Genomic DNA, 15,079 nt, shown 5'->3' with positions numbered 1-15,079 from the left:
ACTGAGCGGTACACCGGTCGGTCACCGGGCGGCGGGTGTGATCGCGCGCACGTTGCGTAACCGCTCCGCGCGGCGGTGCACTGGACCCATGCTGACGCGCATCGACCACATCGGGATCGCCTGCTCCGACCTCGACGCCACCGTCGAGTTCTACCGTGCCACGTACGGCTTCGAGGTGTTCCACACGGAGGTCAACGAGGAACAGGGCGTACGCGAGGCCATGCTGAAGATCAATGAGACGTCGGACGGCGGCGCCTCCTACCTCCAGCTCCTTCAGCCGATCCGGGAGGATTCCCCCGTCGGCAAGTGGCTGGCGAAGAACGGCGAGGGCGTGCACCACATCGCGTTCGGCACGGCCGACGTCGACGCCGACGCGGCGGCCGTGCGGGACAAGGGCGTCCGCGTCCTCTACGACACCCCGCGCACCGGTTCCATGGGCTCGCGCATCACCTTCCTGCACCCCAAGGACTGCCACGGCGTGCTGACGGAACTGGTCACCTCGGCGCCCCGCCCGGCCGAGGAGCACTGACCCACACCTGCCCCGGCCGGTAGAGTGCAGGTTCGGCCGGGGTACGGGTGGGGCCCGGCCCAGGCTGTGCCGATGATCTGACACCATTTCTTCGGAAGGGCGGGCTCCGGGTTCCACCACCACGCACGGGGCCGGCCACCGACGCGACCAGGGGACGGATGGACCGCGCAGTGCGGGGCTACGAGCGCCAGGACAGCCAGCGGGCTGAAACCGACCACCTCTCGCAATTCGAGGCCGAGATGGAGCGGCTGAAGAAGGAGCGGGAGAAGGCGGTCCAGCACGCCGACGACCTCGGCTACCAGGTCGAGGTGTTGCGCGCCAAGCTGCACGAGGCGCGGCGCACCCTCGCGCACCGTCCCGCCTATGACGCGGCCGGACTCGACTACCAGGCCGAACAACTGCTGCGCAACGCGCAGATCCAGGCCGACCAGCTGCGCGCGGACGCCGAGCGCGAGCTGCGGGAGGCGCGCGCCCAGACGCAGCGGCTGCTCCAGGAGCAGGCCGAGCGGCAGGCCCGCATGGAGGCCGAGCTGCACGCCGAGGCGGTGGCCCGCCGGCAGCGGCTGGACGAGGAGCTCAACGAGCGCCGGTCGACCGTCGAGTCGCACGTCAACGAGAACGTCGCCTGGGCCGAGCAGCTGCGCGCCCGTACGGAGGCGCAGGCCCGGCGGCTGATGGACGAGTCCCGGGCCGAGGCCGAGCAGGCGCTGAGCGCCGCCCGCGCCGAGGCCGCGCGCCTCACCGAGCAGGCGCGCACCCGGCTGGGCGCCGCCGCCGAGGAGGCCCGCGCGGAAGCCGAAGCGATCCTGCGCCGGGCGCGCACGGACGCCGAGCGGCTGCTGACCGCCGCGTCCCAGCAGGCGCAGGAGGCCACCGACCACGCCGAGCGGCTGCGCACCGAGGCCGGCGGCGAGGCCGAGCAGGCCAGGACGTCCGCCGCCGAGCTGACCCGCGCCGCCGAGGCGCGGATGCGGGAGGCGGAGACGGCGCTGCGCGAGGCGCGGGCCGAGGCCGAGAAGGTCGTCGCCGAGGCCGCGCAGGCCGCGCAGGCGCGGCTGTCCGAGGCCGAGACCGACAACGAGCAGCGCACCCGCGCCGCCCGCGCCGAGATCACCCGGCTCGTCGGCGAGGCCACCAAGGAGGCCGAGGCGCTGCGGGCCGAGGCCCAGCAGCTGCGGGACGACGCGGCGGCGGAGGCCGAAAGGCTGCTGGCCGAGACGGCGGAGAAGGCGCGCAGCGCCGCCGCCGAGGACTCGGCCGCCCAGCTCGCCAAGGCCGCGCGGACGGCCGAGGAGATGCTGTCCAAGGCGTCCGAGGACGCCCGGGCCGCCACCAAGGCGGCCGCCGCCGAGGCCGAGCGCATCCGCAAGGAGGCGGAGGCCGAGGCGGAGCGGCTGCGGGCGCAGGCCGAGGAGTCGGCCGAGCAGCTCAAGGGCGCCGCGAAGGACGACACCAAGGAGTACCGCGCCAAGACCGTCGAGCTCCAGGAGGAGGCGCGGCGGCTGCGCGGCGAGGCCGAGCAGCTGCGCGCGGACGCCGTCGCCGAGGCCGAGAAGGTACGGGCCGAGGCGCGCCGCGAGGCGCTCCAGCAGATCGAGGAGGCGGCGAAGACCGCCGAGGAGCTGCTGGCCAAGGCGAAGTCCGACGCGGCCGAGACGCGGTCGGCAGCGACCGCCGAGGGCGAGCGGGTGCGGGCCGAGGCGGCCGAGCGCGCCGCCGGGCTGCGCAAGCAGGCCGAGGAGGCGCTGGAGCGCGCCCGGGCCGAGGCCGAGGAGATGGCCGAGGAGGCCGAGGACCACGCCGAGCGCACCCGCACCGAGGCCGCCGAGGCCGCGGAGAGGCTGCGCGAGAAGGCCGAGGAGGCCGCCGAGGCGCTGCGCGAGGACGCCGCCGAGGAGCTGGCCCGGCTGCGCACCGAGGCCGAGGAGCGGGTCGAGGCCGCCGAGGAGGCGCTGCGCGAGGCCCGTACGGAGGCCGAGCGGCTGCGCAAGGAGGCCGCCGAGGAGACCGAGCGGCAGCGGACCGAGGCCGCGGAGCGGGCCCGGGCGCTGCGGGCGCAGGCCGAGGAGGACGCCGAGCGGCAGCGCGCGGAGGCCGCCGAGGAGGCGGCCGCGGCCCGTGCCGAGGGCCAGGAGACGGCGTCGCGGCTGCGTGCCGAGGCCGCCGAGGAGGCCGAGCGGCTGCGGTCGGAGGCCCAGGAGGCCGCCGACCGGATCCGGACCGAGGCCAACGCGGCCGCCGAGCGGACGGCGACGGAGGCCGCCGAGGAGCTGGCCGCCGCGCAGGAGGAGGCCGCGAGGCGCCGCCGTGAGGCGGAGGAGACGCTCGGCGACGCCCGTACGGAGGCGCAGGCGGAGCGCGAGGCGGCGCGCGAGCAGAGCGAGGAGCTGCTGGCCTCGGCGCGCAAGCGGGTCGCGGAGGCGCAGGAGGAGGCCCGGCGCCTGGTCGAGGAGGCCGAGGCGCGGGCCGCCGAGCTGGTGGCCGCGGCGGAGCAGACGGCCCAGCAGGTGCGGGAGTCCGTCGCGGGGCTGCACGAGCAGGCCGAGGAGGAGATCGCCGGGCTGCGGTCGGCCGCCGAGCACAGTGCCGAGCGGACGGTCACCGAGGCGCAGCAGGAGGCGGACCGGGTCCGCTCCGAGGCGTACGCCGAGCGCGAGAGCGCCCGGGAGGACGCGGTGCGGATCCGCGCCGAGGCCCAGTCGGCCTCGGAGGCGGCCCGCGAGCTGGCCGAGCGCACGGTCGAGGAGGCGATCGCCGAGGGCGAGCGCGTCCAGGCGGAGGCCGCGCGGGTGCTGGAGGAGGCCCGCGAGACGGCGAACAAGCGCCGGTCGGACGCCGCCGAGCAGGCGGACGCGCTGATCGCGGAGGCGACGAGCGAGGCCGAGCGGCTGCGCGCGGACGCCGGCCGGGTGCTGGACGAGGCCGAGGAGGCCGCCGAGGCGGAGCGCGCCCAGGCGGCGTCCGACGCGGAGGCGCTGCGCGCCGAGGCCCGGCGGGTCATGGACGAGGCGCGCGACGCGGCCGACGCCCACCGGGTGGAGGCCGCGCAGCAGGCCGACGAGCTGGTCGCCAAGGCGACGGCGGAGGCCGAGCGCCTGGTCTCGGACGCGTCGGCGAAGGCGCAGCAGATGCGCACCGACGCGTCGGACGCGCTGGCGTCGGCCGAGCAGGACGCGGCGCGCGCCCGGGCCGAGGCCCGCGAGGACGCGAACAAGATGCGGGCGGACGGCCGTGCGGAGGCCGAACGGATCGTCAACGAGGCGGCGGAGCTGACCTCTTCGGCGCAGGAGGACGCCGACCGCATCCTGGACGAGGCCCGCGCGGCGGCCGACAAGCGCCGCGCGGAGGCCGCGCGGCAGGCCGACGAGCTGGTCGCCGAGGCGACGAACGAGGCCGAGCGGATGGCCGCCGAGGCCGCGCGCACGGTCGAGGAGGCCCGCGAGGCGGCGGAGGCGCACCGCGCGGAGACCGCGGCGGAGGCCGAGCGGACGCTGGCGGACGCCCAGGCCGAGGCCGAGCGGGTGCGGGCGGACGCGGCGGCGGCGCTGGAGCAGGCGCGTCAGGAGGCCGCCGAGACGGCGGACGAGGCGCGGGAGGCGGCGGCGCGGCGGCGTACCGAGGCCGCGCGGCAGGCCGACGAGCTGGTCGCCGAGGCGACGGCCGAGGCCGAGCGGATGGCCGCCGAGGCCCGGGCGGCCCTGGCCGCGGCCCAGGAGAACGCCAACAGCACGCGCGCGGACTCGGCGAAGCTCAAGGCCGACGCGGTGCTGGAGGCCGAGCGGCTGCGCGCGGAGGCCCGCGAGGAGGCCGAGCGGACGGTCGACGAGGCGCGGGACGCGGCGGCCCAGCGGCGTACCGAGGCGGCCGAGCAGGCGGACGCGCTGATCGCCAAGGCCCAGGAGGAGGCGGTGAAGACCGCCGCCGCGGCCGAGGAGCAGGCGGACACCATGGTGGGCGTCGCCCGCCGGGAGGCCGAGCGGATCGTCGCGGAGGCCAACGGCGAGGGCAACGCCCTGGTGGAGCGGGCCCGTACGGACGCGGACACCCTGCTGGCCGAGGCCCGCGGGGACGCGACCGCCATAAGGGAGCGCGCCGAGGAGCTGCGGACGCGGATCGAGGCCGAGGTCGAGGAGCTGCACGACCGGGCGCGGCGGGAGTCCGCGGAGGCCATGCAGTCGGCCGGCGAGCGCTGCGACAAGCTCGTCGCCGCCGCCACCGAGCAGTTGGCGGAGGCCGAGGCGAAGGCGAAGCAGCTGGTGTCCGACGCCGGCGGCGAGGCGAACAAGGTCCGCGTCGCCGCGGTCAAGAAGGCCGAGGGCCTGTTGAAGGAGGCCGAGCAGAAGAAGAACGCCGCCGTGCGCGACGCCGAGCGGCTGCGTACCGAGGCGGCGCGCGAGGCGGAGCGCCTGCGCACCGAGGCCGAGGAGGAGGCGCGGCGCCTGGTCGAGGGCGGCCGGACGGAGTTGGAGGCGCTGGTTCGGCGTCGCGAGGACATCAACGCGGAGATCTCCCGTGTCCAGGACGTGTTGGAGGCGTTGGAATCATTTGAGTCCCCTGGGGCAAGCGGCTCCAAGGAGGGCGGAGTGAAGGCGACGGCGGGAGCCGGCGCTACTCGTTCGGGTGGCAAGCAGAGTCAGAAGTAAGCCACTCATTCGAGGGGACAATTCCCCAATCCGCCAACCGAGTACGAGGATCTGCTCCATGCGACGCCGCTCACCGCCCTAGGATTCCCTTATCACCTCACCGGTCTCTTTCGACAGGAACCCCATGAGCGACACTTCCTCCCCCTTCGGCTTCGAGCTCGTGCGGCGTGGATACGACCGCGGCCAGGTGGACGACCGCATTACCAAGCTCGTCGCCGACCGTGACAGCGCACTGGCCCGGATCACCTCTCTGGAAAAGCGCATCGAGGAGTTGCACCTCGAAACGCAGAACGCTCAGGCCCAGATCAATGACGCGGAACCGTCGTACGCGGGGCTCGGGGCGCGGGTCGAGAAGATCCTCCGGCTGGCCGAGGAAGAGGCCAAGGACCTGCGCGAGGAGGCCCGCCGGGCGGCGGAGCAGCACCGGGAGCTGGCGGAGTCGGCGGCGCAGCAAGTCCGCAACGACGCCGAGGCGTTCGCCGCCGACCGCAAGGCGAAGGCGGAGGACGAGGGCGCCCGGATCGTCGAGAAGGCCAAGGGGGACGCGGCGACGCTGCGGGCCGAGGCGCAGAAGGACGCGCAGTCCAAGCGCGAGGAGGCGGACGCCCTCTTCGAGGAGACGCGCGCCAAGGCGGCCCAGGCGGCGGCCGATTTCGAGACCAACCTGGCCAAGCGCCGCGAGCAGTCCGAGCGGGACCTCGCCTCGCGGCAGGCGAAGGCGGAGAAGCGGCTCGCGGAGATCGAGCACCGCGCGGAGCAGCTGCGGCTGGAGGCCGAGAAGCTGCGGACGGACGCAGAGCGCCGGGCGCGCCAGACGGTGGAGACCGCGCAGCGCCAGGCCGAGGACATCGTGGCCGACGCCAACGCCAAGGCGGACCGCATCCGCAGCGAGTCCGAGCGCGAGCTGGCGGCGCTGACCAACCGCCGCGACAGCATCAACGCCCAGCTCACCAACGTCCGCGAGATGCTGGCCACGCTGACCGGCGCCGCGGTGGCCGCGGCCGGTGTGCCCGGTGACGACGAGCCGATCTCGCGCGGCGTCCCGGCCCAGCAGAGCCGCTGAACCGCGGCGGTCCACCGGCGGCGAGAGGCGACCGCGCCGCGAGGAACCCGCACGAGGGCAGTACGGCGGATTCGCGCGTCAGCGGCACGGACAGTACAGAGCGGCACCAAAGCGGCGACGCACCACAGCGGCAACGCACCACAGCCGCACAGCCAGTGGCAACGCACCACAGCGGCAACAGCAGTACCCAGCACCACATTCGTTCGGGGGATCCCGCGCTCAGCGCGTCGTGGCCGTCCGAGGATCCGGCGGCGGCATACGGCGCGCTGACGTGTCCCGCGCGCCCGTACCCCTCCCCCGCCCCTCGCGAACGGCGTCCTTCCGGTGGCGGGGCCCCCGGTACGCCCGTACCGTGAATGGATGATCGAGCTGGAGGGTCTGACCAAGCGCTACGGCGACAAGCTCGCCGTCGATCACCTCACCTGCACCGTGCGCCCCGGAATCGTCACCGGCTTCCTCGGCCCCAATGGCGCGGGCAAGTCGACGACGATGCGCATGATGCTCGACCTCGACAACCCCACCAGCGGCACGGTCCGCATCGACGGCCGGCACTACCGCGAACTGCACGACCCCCTGCGGACGGTGGGCGCCCTGCTGGACGCCAAGGCGATCCACGGCGGCCGCAGTGCCTACAACCACCTGCTGTGCCTGGCGCAGAGCAACGGCATCCCGCCCGCGCGGGTGCGCGAGGTGCTGGACACGGTCGGTCTGACGTCGGTGGCGCGGAAGCGAGCCAAGGGCTTCTCGCTCGGCATGGGCCAGCGGCTGGGCATCGCCGCGGCGCTGCTCGGCGACCCGCGCATCCTGATGTTCGACGAACCCGTCAACGGCCTGGACCCGGAGGGCATCCACTGGATCAGGACGCTGATGAAGGGGCTCGCGGCACAGGGCCGCACGGTCTTCGTCTCCTCGCACCTGATGAGCGAGATGGCGCTCACCGCCGAGCACTTGATCGTCATCGGCCAGGGCCGGCTGCTCGCCGACACCTCGATGGCCGACTTCATCGCGCAGAACTCGCGTTCGTACGTACGGATGCGCTCGCCGGAGCACGAGCGGCTGCGGGACGTCCTCTCGGGCGCCGGGATCGCGGCCGCGCCGGGCCCGGAGGGCGGGCTGGACGTGACCGGGGAGGACGCCGCGCACCTGGGCGAACTGGCCGCGCGGCACGGGCTCACGCTGCACGAGCTCAGTCCCCAGCGGGCCTCGCTGGAGGAGGCGTTCATGCGGCTGACGGCCGGGTCCGTGGAGTACCACGCGCGCGCCGGGCAGGAAGCGGAGCCCGAGGCGGCGGCGCCGGACGAGTCGCCGGCCGGGCGGCCGGCCTGGGGCACGGACTGGCGCGGGAAGGAATCCTGATCATGGCGGTGACGGCACAGGTCCTGCGGTCGGAATGGACGAAGATCAAATCCGTGCGCTCCACGGTGTGGACGCTGGGCACCGGCGTGGTGGTCACCGTCGCACTCGGCGCGCTGATCAGCGCACTCGCGAAAAACGACTATGAAAACCTCTCGCCGAAGGACCGGTTCACCTTCGACCCGACATTCATCAGTTTCGCGGGGATGGGACTCGGCCAGCTCGCCTTGATCGTTTTCGGGGTATTGGTGGTCGCCAATGAATACAGCACCGGAATGATCCGCACATCATTGGCGGCGGTTCCGCAACGCGGTGTCTTCCTGTTCGGCAAGATCGCAATTGCGACGGCACTCGCGCTGGTCGTGGGCATGATCACCAGCTTTCTCACCTTCTTCGTCGGACAGGCGATGCTCGGCGACCGCGGCGCGCACCTGGGCGACCCGGGCGTCCTCCGCGCGGTCGTCGGCGGCGGGCTCTACATGGCGCTGATCGCGATGTTCTCGATGGGGGTGGCGGCGATGCTGCGCAGCCCCATGCTCTCGCTCGGCGTCCTGATGCCCTTCTTCTTCCTGATCTCCAGCATCCTGGCGAACGTCTCGGCCACCAAGAAGGTCGGCGAGTACCTGCCCGACAAGGCCGGGCAGAAGATCATGCAGGTCGTCCTCGTGGACGACGACGCGCCGTACGGGCCCTGGGGAGGCTTCGCGATCATGGTGCTGTGGGTGGTGGCCGCCCTGGTGGGCGGGTACGCGGTGCTGAAGAAGCGCGACGCGTAGCCCGCCGATGCGCCGCCGCTCGCTGCGCGACCTCGGACTGGACGCCGTCCCGTTCCGGCGCCCCCTGGAGTACCCGGGCCGCCCGGCCCCGGAGCCGTGCCTGCTGCTGGAAGCGGAGCTGCTGCCGCTGCGCGCCGTCCGGGGGCGGCCGCTGGGGGCGTGGCCGGTGGGGACGGACGGGACGGTGGGAACGGTTGGAACGGCCGGGACGGTCGGAACGGCCGGGACGTGGCCGGTCGTCGGCGGGGGCGCGGGGGCGCTTGCGGACGGGAGCGGGGCGAGGGCGCGTACGGACGGCCGCGGGGTGAGGGCACACACCGACGGAGCCGGGCCGCCGGGGGCCCGTACCGACGGAGCCGAGCCGGAGGCCCGTGGGGACGGGAACGGGCCACCCGTCGTCGACGGCAGCCGGCCGCCGCGTCCGGGCGGCGCCACCGACGACGGCGCGGCCCCGGACGACGCGGGCCCCCCGCTGGACGCCGTCCTCACCGCCCTCGGCCGGCTCGTCACCGGACGCCGCCACCCCGTCCTGGCCGTGGGTTCCAACGCCTCCCCCGCCCAGATGTGCCACAAGCTGGCCGCACACGGCCTGCCGGCCGCCGTCCCCATGGTCCCGGTGACCGTCCGCGGCATCGGCGTCGGCTGCTCCGCCCACATCGGGCGCGCCGGGTACGTGGCCGCGGCCCCCTACGCCGACCCGGCCGCCGAGCGCCGGCTGGTGGTGAGCTGGCTGGACCCGGACCAACTGGCCGCCGTGGATGCCTCCGAGCTGCACTACCGCCGCGTCCTGCTCCCCGGTGCGGCGTTCCCGATGACGCTGCCCTCGGGCGACCCGCTGGGCGGCGCCTACCTCTACGTCTCCCGGCACGGCGTGCTGCTGGACCCGGCCACCGGCCGCCCGCGCCCCGGCGCGGAGGACCAGGGCGCGCTGCTCTCCGCGCTGCTGCGCTCCTCCAAGCGCCTGCGCACCCTGCTCGGCCCCGACCCGCGCGCCTGGACCGAGCGGGCGCGCGCCGAGGAGACGGTACGGGCGGAGGGCGCCCGGATCTTCCGCGAGGAGGGCTGGATCCGCCCGGAGGGCGACCTTCCGTCAGGTTCCGGGACGACCGACCTCCGTCATGCCGACTTGTCCCCTTGACACCGGCGGTCCCGCTCCCCCGGCATTCCGTGGAACCGTCAGCCTCTCGTTATCCTCCTAACCCGAACGGGGGCACACGCCCCGACCATCTCGCGAGGGGCGGAGAATGATCGAGGCAGTCGGCCTGACGAAGCGCTACGGCGCCAAGACGGCCGTGCACAACCTGAACTTCCGGGTGAGGCCGGGTGCCGTCACCGGCTTCCTCGGCCCCAACGGTTCCGGCAAGTCCACGACCATGCGCATGATCCTGGGCCTGGACACGCCGACCGCCGGCCGGGTCACCATCGGTGGCCGCCCCTACCGGGAACTGCCCAACGCCGCTCGCCAGGTCGGCGCGCTGATCGACGCCAAGGCCGTGCACGGCGGGCGCAGCGCCTACAACCACCTGCTGTCCCTCGCCCAGCTCGCCGGCATCCCGCGCTCCCGGGTGGACGAGGTGCTGGGCGTGGTGGGTCTGCACGGCGTGGCCAAGCAGCGCTCGCGCGGCTTCTCGCTGGGCATGGGCCAGCGGCTCGGCATCGCGGCGGCGCTCCTCGGCGATCCGCAGGTGCTGCTGTTCGACGAGCCCGTCAACGGCCTCGACCCCGAGGGCATCCTGTGGGTCCGCAACCTGATGAAGCGGCTGGCCGCCGAGGGCCGGACGGTGTTCGTCTCCTCGCACCTGATGAGCGAGATGGCGCTGACCGCGGACCACCTGATCGTCATCGGCCGCGGGCAGCTGCTCGCGGACATGAGCGTCCAGGACTTCATCGCCGCCAACTCGGCAGGCTTCGCCCGCGTCCGCACCCCCGACACCGAGCCGGAGGGGCGCGAGAAGCTCACCGCCGCGCTGGTCGAGGCGGGCGGCCAGGTGCTGCCGGAGCCCGACGGCGCCCTGCGCGTCACCGGTCTGGAACTCCCCCGGATCAGTGACGTCGCCCATGACAACGACGTCCGCCTCTGGGAGCTCTCCCCCCACCAGGCGTCCCTGGAGGAGGCGTACATGCGGATGACGCAGGGCGCCGTCGACTACCGGTCGACCCACGACGCCCGGGCCGGCTTCCAGCCGCAGGCGGCCCCCGGCTACGCGATGCCCGGCGGGCCCGGCGCACCGGTGCCGCAGGGGTGGAACGGGCCGGCCGGCTACCCGGTGCTGCCGGGCGAGCAGCCCAACCCGTACGCCCGGCAGCAGCCCGCGGCGGCCCCGCGGCCCCAGCAGGCCCCGGCCCCCCAGGCCCCGGCCCCGCAGACGCCCCCGCCGCCGCAGCACCACGCGGCCCCCGCCGCCCCGCCGCAGCCGCCGGCCGGCGCACCTACGGCATCCACGGCATCCGCGGCCCCCACAGCCCCCTCATCCCCGTCAGCACCCGCCGACCTGACCAAGCGCGACACCGAGGACGCCCGATGACCACCCCGACGACCCCTCAGCACCCCGTGCCCGCGCAGGGCGCGCCGCAGCAGCCCGGTCAGGCCCCCGCGCAGCCGTACTGGCCCGGTCAGGCGGGCCCCGGCGGGCCGGGCGGCTACGTCTCGCCGGTCCCCGTGCGCGCGGCGCACCTGGGGGACGCCGTCGTCGCCGAGTGGACGAAGATCCGCAGCCTGCGGTCCACGATGTGGACGCTCGGCACGATGCTGGTGCTCGTCGTCGGCCTCGGTCTGACGCTGTCGCTGGTCGCCTCCTCCTCGGACAAGCTCGCCAACGGTGAGGACATGCTGGGCCTGGGCGCCGTCGGCGTGCTGCTCGGCACGATCCCGGTGCTCACCCTGGGCGTGCTGACCATCTCCTCCGAGTACGGCACCGGGCTCATCCGCACCACCCTCACCGCCTGCCCCAGCCGTTCCCGGGTGCTGACGGCGAAGGCGATCGTCTTCGGCGGCCTGACCTTCCTGACCACGCTGGTCGCGACGCTCCTCGTCGCCATGATCAGCGCCGCCCTGCTGAGCGACCAGGTCATCGAGGACCCGACCGCGGGCCAGTGGTTCAAGGCGACCGTCGGCGTCAGCCTCTACGTCGCGCTGGCCGGTCTGCTGGCGCTGGCCGTCGGCACCCTGCTGCGGCACTCCGCCGGGGCGATCACGGGCATGCTGGGCCTGGTGCTGCTGCCGCCGCTCCTGTCGCTCTTCCTCCAGGCCGACGCCGTCAAGGACATCGGCGAGGTGCTCGCCAAGTACTCGATCCCCATGCAGCTGTTCACCCTCTACGGGGCGGACGTGGACGGGGGCCCGTCCGGCTGGGAGCCGCTCTGGATCATGCTCGCGCTGACCGCCGCCGCCACGGCCGGCGCCCACCTGGTGCTGAACAAGCGGGACGCCTGAAGCAGTTGAGACGGGCGGTACTCAGTACCGCGGCGCGTTACGGGACCGCTGGAGCCGCGCGCTCCGGCGGTCCCGCGCGTTCCAGCACGACTTGTGCCAGTGCCGGCGGTCCTCGACCCCCGCGCCGTACTGCGGCCACACCACCAGGTGCGGCACCCCGGGCGGGATCTCCTGGTCGCAGCCGGGGCAGCGGTAGCGCTTGCCCGCCGAACTCCCGCCGACCATGCGCACGGACCAGTCCTCGCCCTGCCAGCTCTCCGTCTGCTCCAGGCCGTAGCGCGTCCCGCCGCCCTCGTACCGGTCGGAGTCGGCGGCTTGGCTGGCGGCGCCGCCTCGGGGGCGGTTTCGGCGCGGGGACACGGGTCACCTCGGAGGTCGTACGAGCTACGGGCTGTGACCAGGGTACGGGTCAGGGTCACCGCCCCCGGCCGGATGTCCGCGGCCTTGCCCGGCCACCACCCCCGCCCCTCTCCGATCATCATGAAAACTTCCCGAAGGCCCGTACCTCGTGGCACGTGTCGGGCGTTATTGCCAACGGGGGGTCGGGTCGGTCGCGCAGGAAGGTGCACGAGATGCGCGTTGGAGCGTTCGTCCTGGCCGCCCAGTTCCCGGGCCAGGGTCACGGAGAGGCGCTGTACCGGGCGGTGCGGACGGCCGAGGTCGCCGAGGAGGCCGGGCTCGACGCGGTCTGGCTGGCCGAACACCACTTCGTCCCCTACGGCGTCTGCCCCTCGGCGGTGACGCTGGCCGGGCTGCTCCTGGGCCGTACCCGGCGGATCCGGGTGGGCACGGCGGTGAGCGTCCTGCCCACCACCCACCCGGTGGCCCTCGGCGAGCAGACGGCGGTGCTGCACATCGCCTCGGGCGGCCGGTTCACCCTCGGGGTGGGCCGCGGTGGGCCCTGGGTGGACCTGGAAGTGTTCAACGCGGGCGTCCAGGCTTACGAAGAAGCGTTTCCGGAATCCCTCGAACTGCTGATGCGCTGGCTGCGCGAACCCCGCGTCGGTGCTTCGGGCAAACGATTCTCCTTCCGCGAGGTGCCGGTGGTGCCGCGCCCGGACGAACTGCTCGACCGGCCCGGCCCGCCGGTGCTGGTCGCCTGCACCTCGCCCGCCGGCGTCCGGCTGGCCGCCCGGCACGGGCTGCCGATGCTGCTCGGCATGCACAGCACCGACGAGGAGAAGGCCGAAATGGTGTCCCTGTGGCGCAAGTGCGCCCTGGAAGCCGGGAGTTCATCGGAGCACGTGGCGACCGCCGGGCATGTCGCGGCGGGCGTGGTGCAGGTGGCGGACCGCCGCCAGGAGGCGGCGGAGATTCTGCTGAAGACGATGCCCGGCTGGCTGCGCCAGGGCCTCGGCGCGCACGTCACCGTCGACGGCCGGGAGCGCCGGATGCGGGACCCGCTCGCGTACACGGAGCTGCTGTGCTCCCTCCACCCGGTCGGCTCGCCCCGGCTGTGCGCCGACCGCCTCGCGGCCACGGCGGAACGGACCGGGGTACGCGGATTCGCGCTGCTGGCCGAGGGATCGGGGGACCTCGCGGCGACCGAGGAGAACCTGCGCCGGCTCGGCGCGGAGGTACTGCCGCTGATCCGCTGAGAGCGGTGACGGTCTTTGGCCGTTTCCCACGGGGGCGCACGGACGCGGACCGGCGACGTGACGTCCCACCCCGGCGCACGGCACGACGCGGGCGCCGCCGTGACCCGCCCCCGCTCCCCGGCCACAGGTCCGGGGAGCCGCCGCCCCCGTACCGTCCCGCGCCCCGCGCGCGGAGCGGCAGCGGCGCCGGTTCAGCAGTCGCGCAGCTCCGGGGACTGGTTGAGGAGCTGTCCCCGGACCGACGTGAAGCGGGCCAGCCGCTCGTCGGCCGAGGGGTCGAGCGGGAAGACGGCGACCCGGTGGCAGTTCTGGAACGCCAGCCGGACCCCGAAGTGCCGCTGGAGCGCTCCGCGGATCGCGTCGCTCGCCAGGGCGCGCAGCAGCTGGCCGCGCGCCTTCTCGTCCGGCGGCGGCGTCCGGTTGTCGGCGAACTCGCCGCCTTCGACCTCGAGCCGGGCCACCAGCGAGCTGATCATCTCCCAGGCGTAGGGCAGGGAGTTCCGGACGCAGTCGACGAATGCCTCTTCGTCGACCTCGCCTCGCTCGGCCTGTTCGAGGAGGGCCGGTGAGACGTCGAGCGACATGAGTTCTCCTCTCGCGGGCCCCGCCGGGCGGGGTCCTGGGGGTGGGCGAGCGGACGACGACGCCCTGTGCCCGTACGACGACCGCCCGCTTCAACGGTAATCCGGCCACTGCTGCCCCACCAGGAGAACGCACCTACAACTGGCCACCGGCGAACGGGCCCATCCAGGGCGAATCGCGTCCGGTGCCGCGAGTCGAGTAGCGTGGCTCACCATGCGTCTCGTCATCGCCCGTTGCTCCGTGGACTACGCCGGCCGGCTCACCGCCCACCTGCCGTCCGCCCCCCGTCTCATCCTCGTCAAGGCCGACGGCAGTGTCTCGATCCACGCGGACGACCGTGCCTACAAGCCCCTCAACTGGATGTCCCCGCCGTGCACCCTCAAGGAGGGCGACGGCAGTGTCTGGACGGTGATCAACAAGGCGGGCGAGAAGCTCATCATCACCATGGAGGAGGTCCTCCACGACTCCTCGCACGAGCTCGGCGTCGACCCGGGCCTCATCAAGGACGGCGTGGAAGCACACCTCCAGGAGCTCCTCGCGGACCGCATCGAGACCCTCGGCGAGGGCTACACCCTGATCCGCCGCGAATACCCGACGGCCATCGGCCCGGTCGACATCCTCTGCCGCGACGCCGACGGGCAGACGGTCGCCGTCGAGCTCAAGCGCCGCGGCGAGATCGACGGCGTCGAACAGCTCACCCGCTACCTCGAACTCCTCAACCGCGACCCCCACCTGGCACCGGTGCGCGGCATCTTCGCCGCCCAGGAGATCAAGCCGCAGGCTCGTGTCCTCGCGACGGACCGGGGGATCGGGTGCGTGGTGCTCGATTACAACGCGCTGCGGGGGATCGAGGACGACAAGCTTCGGCTGTTCTGAGGGGGGTGCGCCCCGGTCCCTCCCCCAGAGGGGGTGCCCCCACCTTCGCCGCTTCCTGGGGCTGACGCCCCAGACCCCGAAACCGCGCTCCGCGCGGTTGTCCTCAAACGCCGGACGGGCTGGTTGTCGCGCCCGGGCGCGACAACCAGCCCGTCCGGCGTTTGAGGACCTCGCGGCGAAGCCGCGATGCCGGGGTCCGGGGCGCAGCCCTGGAAGAAACGGTGAA

Annotated in this window: 12 protein-coding genes; 10 read left to right on the top strand and 2 right to left on the bottom strand. The window is 74.1% G+C overall.

Going from position 1 to position 15,079, the window contains the following annotated elements; genetic code table 11:
* The first annotated feature begins 88 nt into the window (after positions 1–88).
* From mce to ACQEVS_RS23150, 8 genes are all read left to right on the top strand, one after another.
* Complete coding sequence (gene mce / locus ACQEVS_RS23185; protein ID WP_152262407.1) at positions 89–529, top strand: methylmalonyl-CoA epimerase; 441 nt, start codon at positions 89–91, stop codon at positions 527–529.
* 170 nt (positions 530–699) lie between these two features.
* Entirely contained in the window at positions 700–5,172 is a 4,473-nt protein-coding gene (gene scy, locus ACQEVS_RS23180; RefSeq protein WP_433027831.1) for a polarized growth protein Scy, read from the top strand.
* Between the two features lie 124 nt (positions 5,173–5,296).
* Entirely contained in the window at positions 5,297–6,235 is a 939-nt protein-coding gene (locus ACQEVS_RS23175) for a cellulose-binding protein (protein ID WP_004952125.1), read from the top strand.
* 360 nt (positions 6,236–6,595) lie between these two features.
* The gene (locus ACQEVS_RS23170; RefSeq protein ID WP_433023293.1) at positions 6,596–7,591 is read left to right on the top strand and encodes an ABC transporter ATP-binding protein; all 996 of its coding nucleotides are present in this window, start codon (positions 6,596–6,598) and stop codon (positions 7,589–7,591) included.
* A gap of 2 nt (positions 7,592–7,593) precedes the next feature.
* Entirely contained in the window at positions 7,594–8,364 is a 771-nt protein-coding gene (locus ACQEVS_RS23165) for an ABC transporter permease subunit (RefSeq protein ID WP_433023291.1), read from the top strand.
* Between the two features lie 7 nt (positions 8,365–8,371).
* Complete coding sequence (locus ACQEVS_RS23160; protein ID WP_433023289.1) at positions 8,372–9,502, top strand: hypothetical protein; 1,131 nt, start codon at positions 8,372–8,374, stop codon at positions 9,500–9,502.
* A gap of 106 nt (positions 9,503–9,608) precedes the next feature.
* Complete coding sequence (locus tag ACQEVS_RS23155) at positions 9,609–10,889, top strand: ABC transporter ATP-binding protein (RefSeq protein WP_433023287.1); 1,281 nt, start codon at positions 9,609–9,611, stop codon at positions 10,887–10,889.
* Positions 10,886–11,797: an ABC transporter permease gene (locus ACQEVS_RS23150; protein ID WP_433023285.1), complete on the top strand. Its 912-nt coding sequence runs from the start codon at positions 10,886–10,888 to the stop codon at positions 11,795–11,797. Before ACQEVS_RS23155 ends, ACQEVS_RS23150 begins: the two co-directional genes overlap by 4 nt.
* A 21-nt stretch (positions 11,798–11,818) precedes the next feature.
* Here the strand turns inward: ACQEVS_RS23150 and ACQEVS_RS23145 are convergent, their stop codons facing one another.
* The gene (locus ACQEVS_RS23145) at positions 11,819–12,157 is read right to left on the bottom strand and encodes an ATP/GTP-binding protein (protein WP_433023283.1); all 339 of its coding nucleotides are present in this window, start codon (positions 12,155–12,157) and stop codon (positions 11,819–11,821) included.
* 212 nt (positions 12,158–12,369) lie between these two features.
* Between ACQEVS_RS23145 and ACQEVS_RS23140 the strand changes: the two genes are divergently transcribed.
* Positions 12,370–13,395: an LLM class flavin-dependent oxidoreductase gene (locus ACQEVS_RS23140; RefSeq protein WP_433023281.1), complete on the top strand. Its 1,026-nt coding sequence runs from the start codon at positions 12,370–12,372 to the stop codon at positions 13,393–13,395.
* Between the two features lie 191 nt (positions 13,396–13,586).
* Here ACQEVS_RS23140 and ACQEVS_RS23135 read toward each other — a convergent pair whose 3' ends face one another.
* Entirely contained in the window at positions 13,587–13,979 is a 393-nt protein-coding gene (locus ACQEVS_RS23135) for an SCO5389 family protein (RefSeq protein ID WP_433023279.1), read from the bottom strand.
* Positions 13,980–14,190: 211 nt separating this feature from the next.
* Between ACQEVS_RS23135 and nucS the strand changes: the two genes are divergently transcribed.
* Positions 14,191–14,853: an endonuclease NucS gene (gene nucS / locus ACQEVS_RS23130; protein WP_398264434.1), complete on the top strand. Its 663-nt coding sequence runs from the start codon at positions 14,191–14,193 to the stop codon at positions 14,851–14,853.
* Positions 14,854–15,079: the final 226 nt, after the last annotated feature.

It is taken from the genome of Streptomyces sp. CA-181903, assembly GCF_050937075.1.
GTDB lineage: Bacteria > Actinomycetota > Actinomycetes > Streptomycetales > Streptomycetaceae > Streptomyces.
Note: the sequence above shows the minus strand (reverse complement) of the source record. Positions and strands in the feature narration are given on the sequence as shown.

What these genes read in the sequence shown, in the direction of transcription:
- ACQEVS_RS23175 (WP_004952125.1), top strand. Translation starts at nt 5,297, where the DNA reads ATGAGCGACACTTCCTCCCCCTTCGGCTTCGAGCTCGTGCGGCGTGGA.
- ACQEVS_RS23160 (WP_433023289.1), top strand. Translation starts at nt 8,372, where the DNA reads ATGCGCCGCCGCTCGCTGCGCGACCTCGGACTGGACGCCGTCCCGTTC.
- nucS (WP_398264434.1), top strand. Translation starts at nt 14,191, where the DNA reads ATGCGTCTCGTCATCGCCCGTTGCTCCGTGGACTACGCCGGCCGGCTC.
- ACQEVS_RS23140 (WP_433023281.1), top strand. Translation starts at nt 12,370, where the DNA reads ATGCGCGTTGGAGCGTTCGTCCTGGCCGCCCAGTTCCCGGGCCAGGGT.
- ACQEVS_RS23150 (WP_433023285.1), top strand. Translation starts at nt 10,886, where the DNA reads ATGACCACCCCGACGACCCCTCAGCACCCCGTGCCCGCGCAGGGCGCG.
- ACQEVS_RS23170 (WP_433023293.1), top strand. Translation starts at nt 6,596, where the DNA reads ATGATCGAGCTGGAGGGTCTGACCAAGCGCTACGGCGACAAGCTCGCC.
- ACQEVS_RS23165 (WP_433023291.1), top strand. Translation starts at nt 7,594, where the DNA reads ATGGCGGTGACGGCACAGGTCCTGCGGTCGGAATGGACGAAGATCAAA.
- mce (WP_152262407.1), top strand. Translation starts at nt 89, where the DNA reads ATGCTGACGCGCATCGACCACATCGGGATCGCCTGCTCCGACCTCGAC.
- ACQEVS_RS23135 (WP_433023279.1), bottom strand. Translation starts at nt 13,979, where the DNA reads ATGTCGCTCGACGTCTCACCGGCCCTCCTCGAACAGGCCGAGCGAGGC.
- ACQEVS_RS23155 (WP_433023287.1), top strand. Translation starts at nt 9,609, where the DNA reads ATGATCGAGGCAGTCGGCCTGACGAAGCGCTACGGCGCCAAGACGGCC.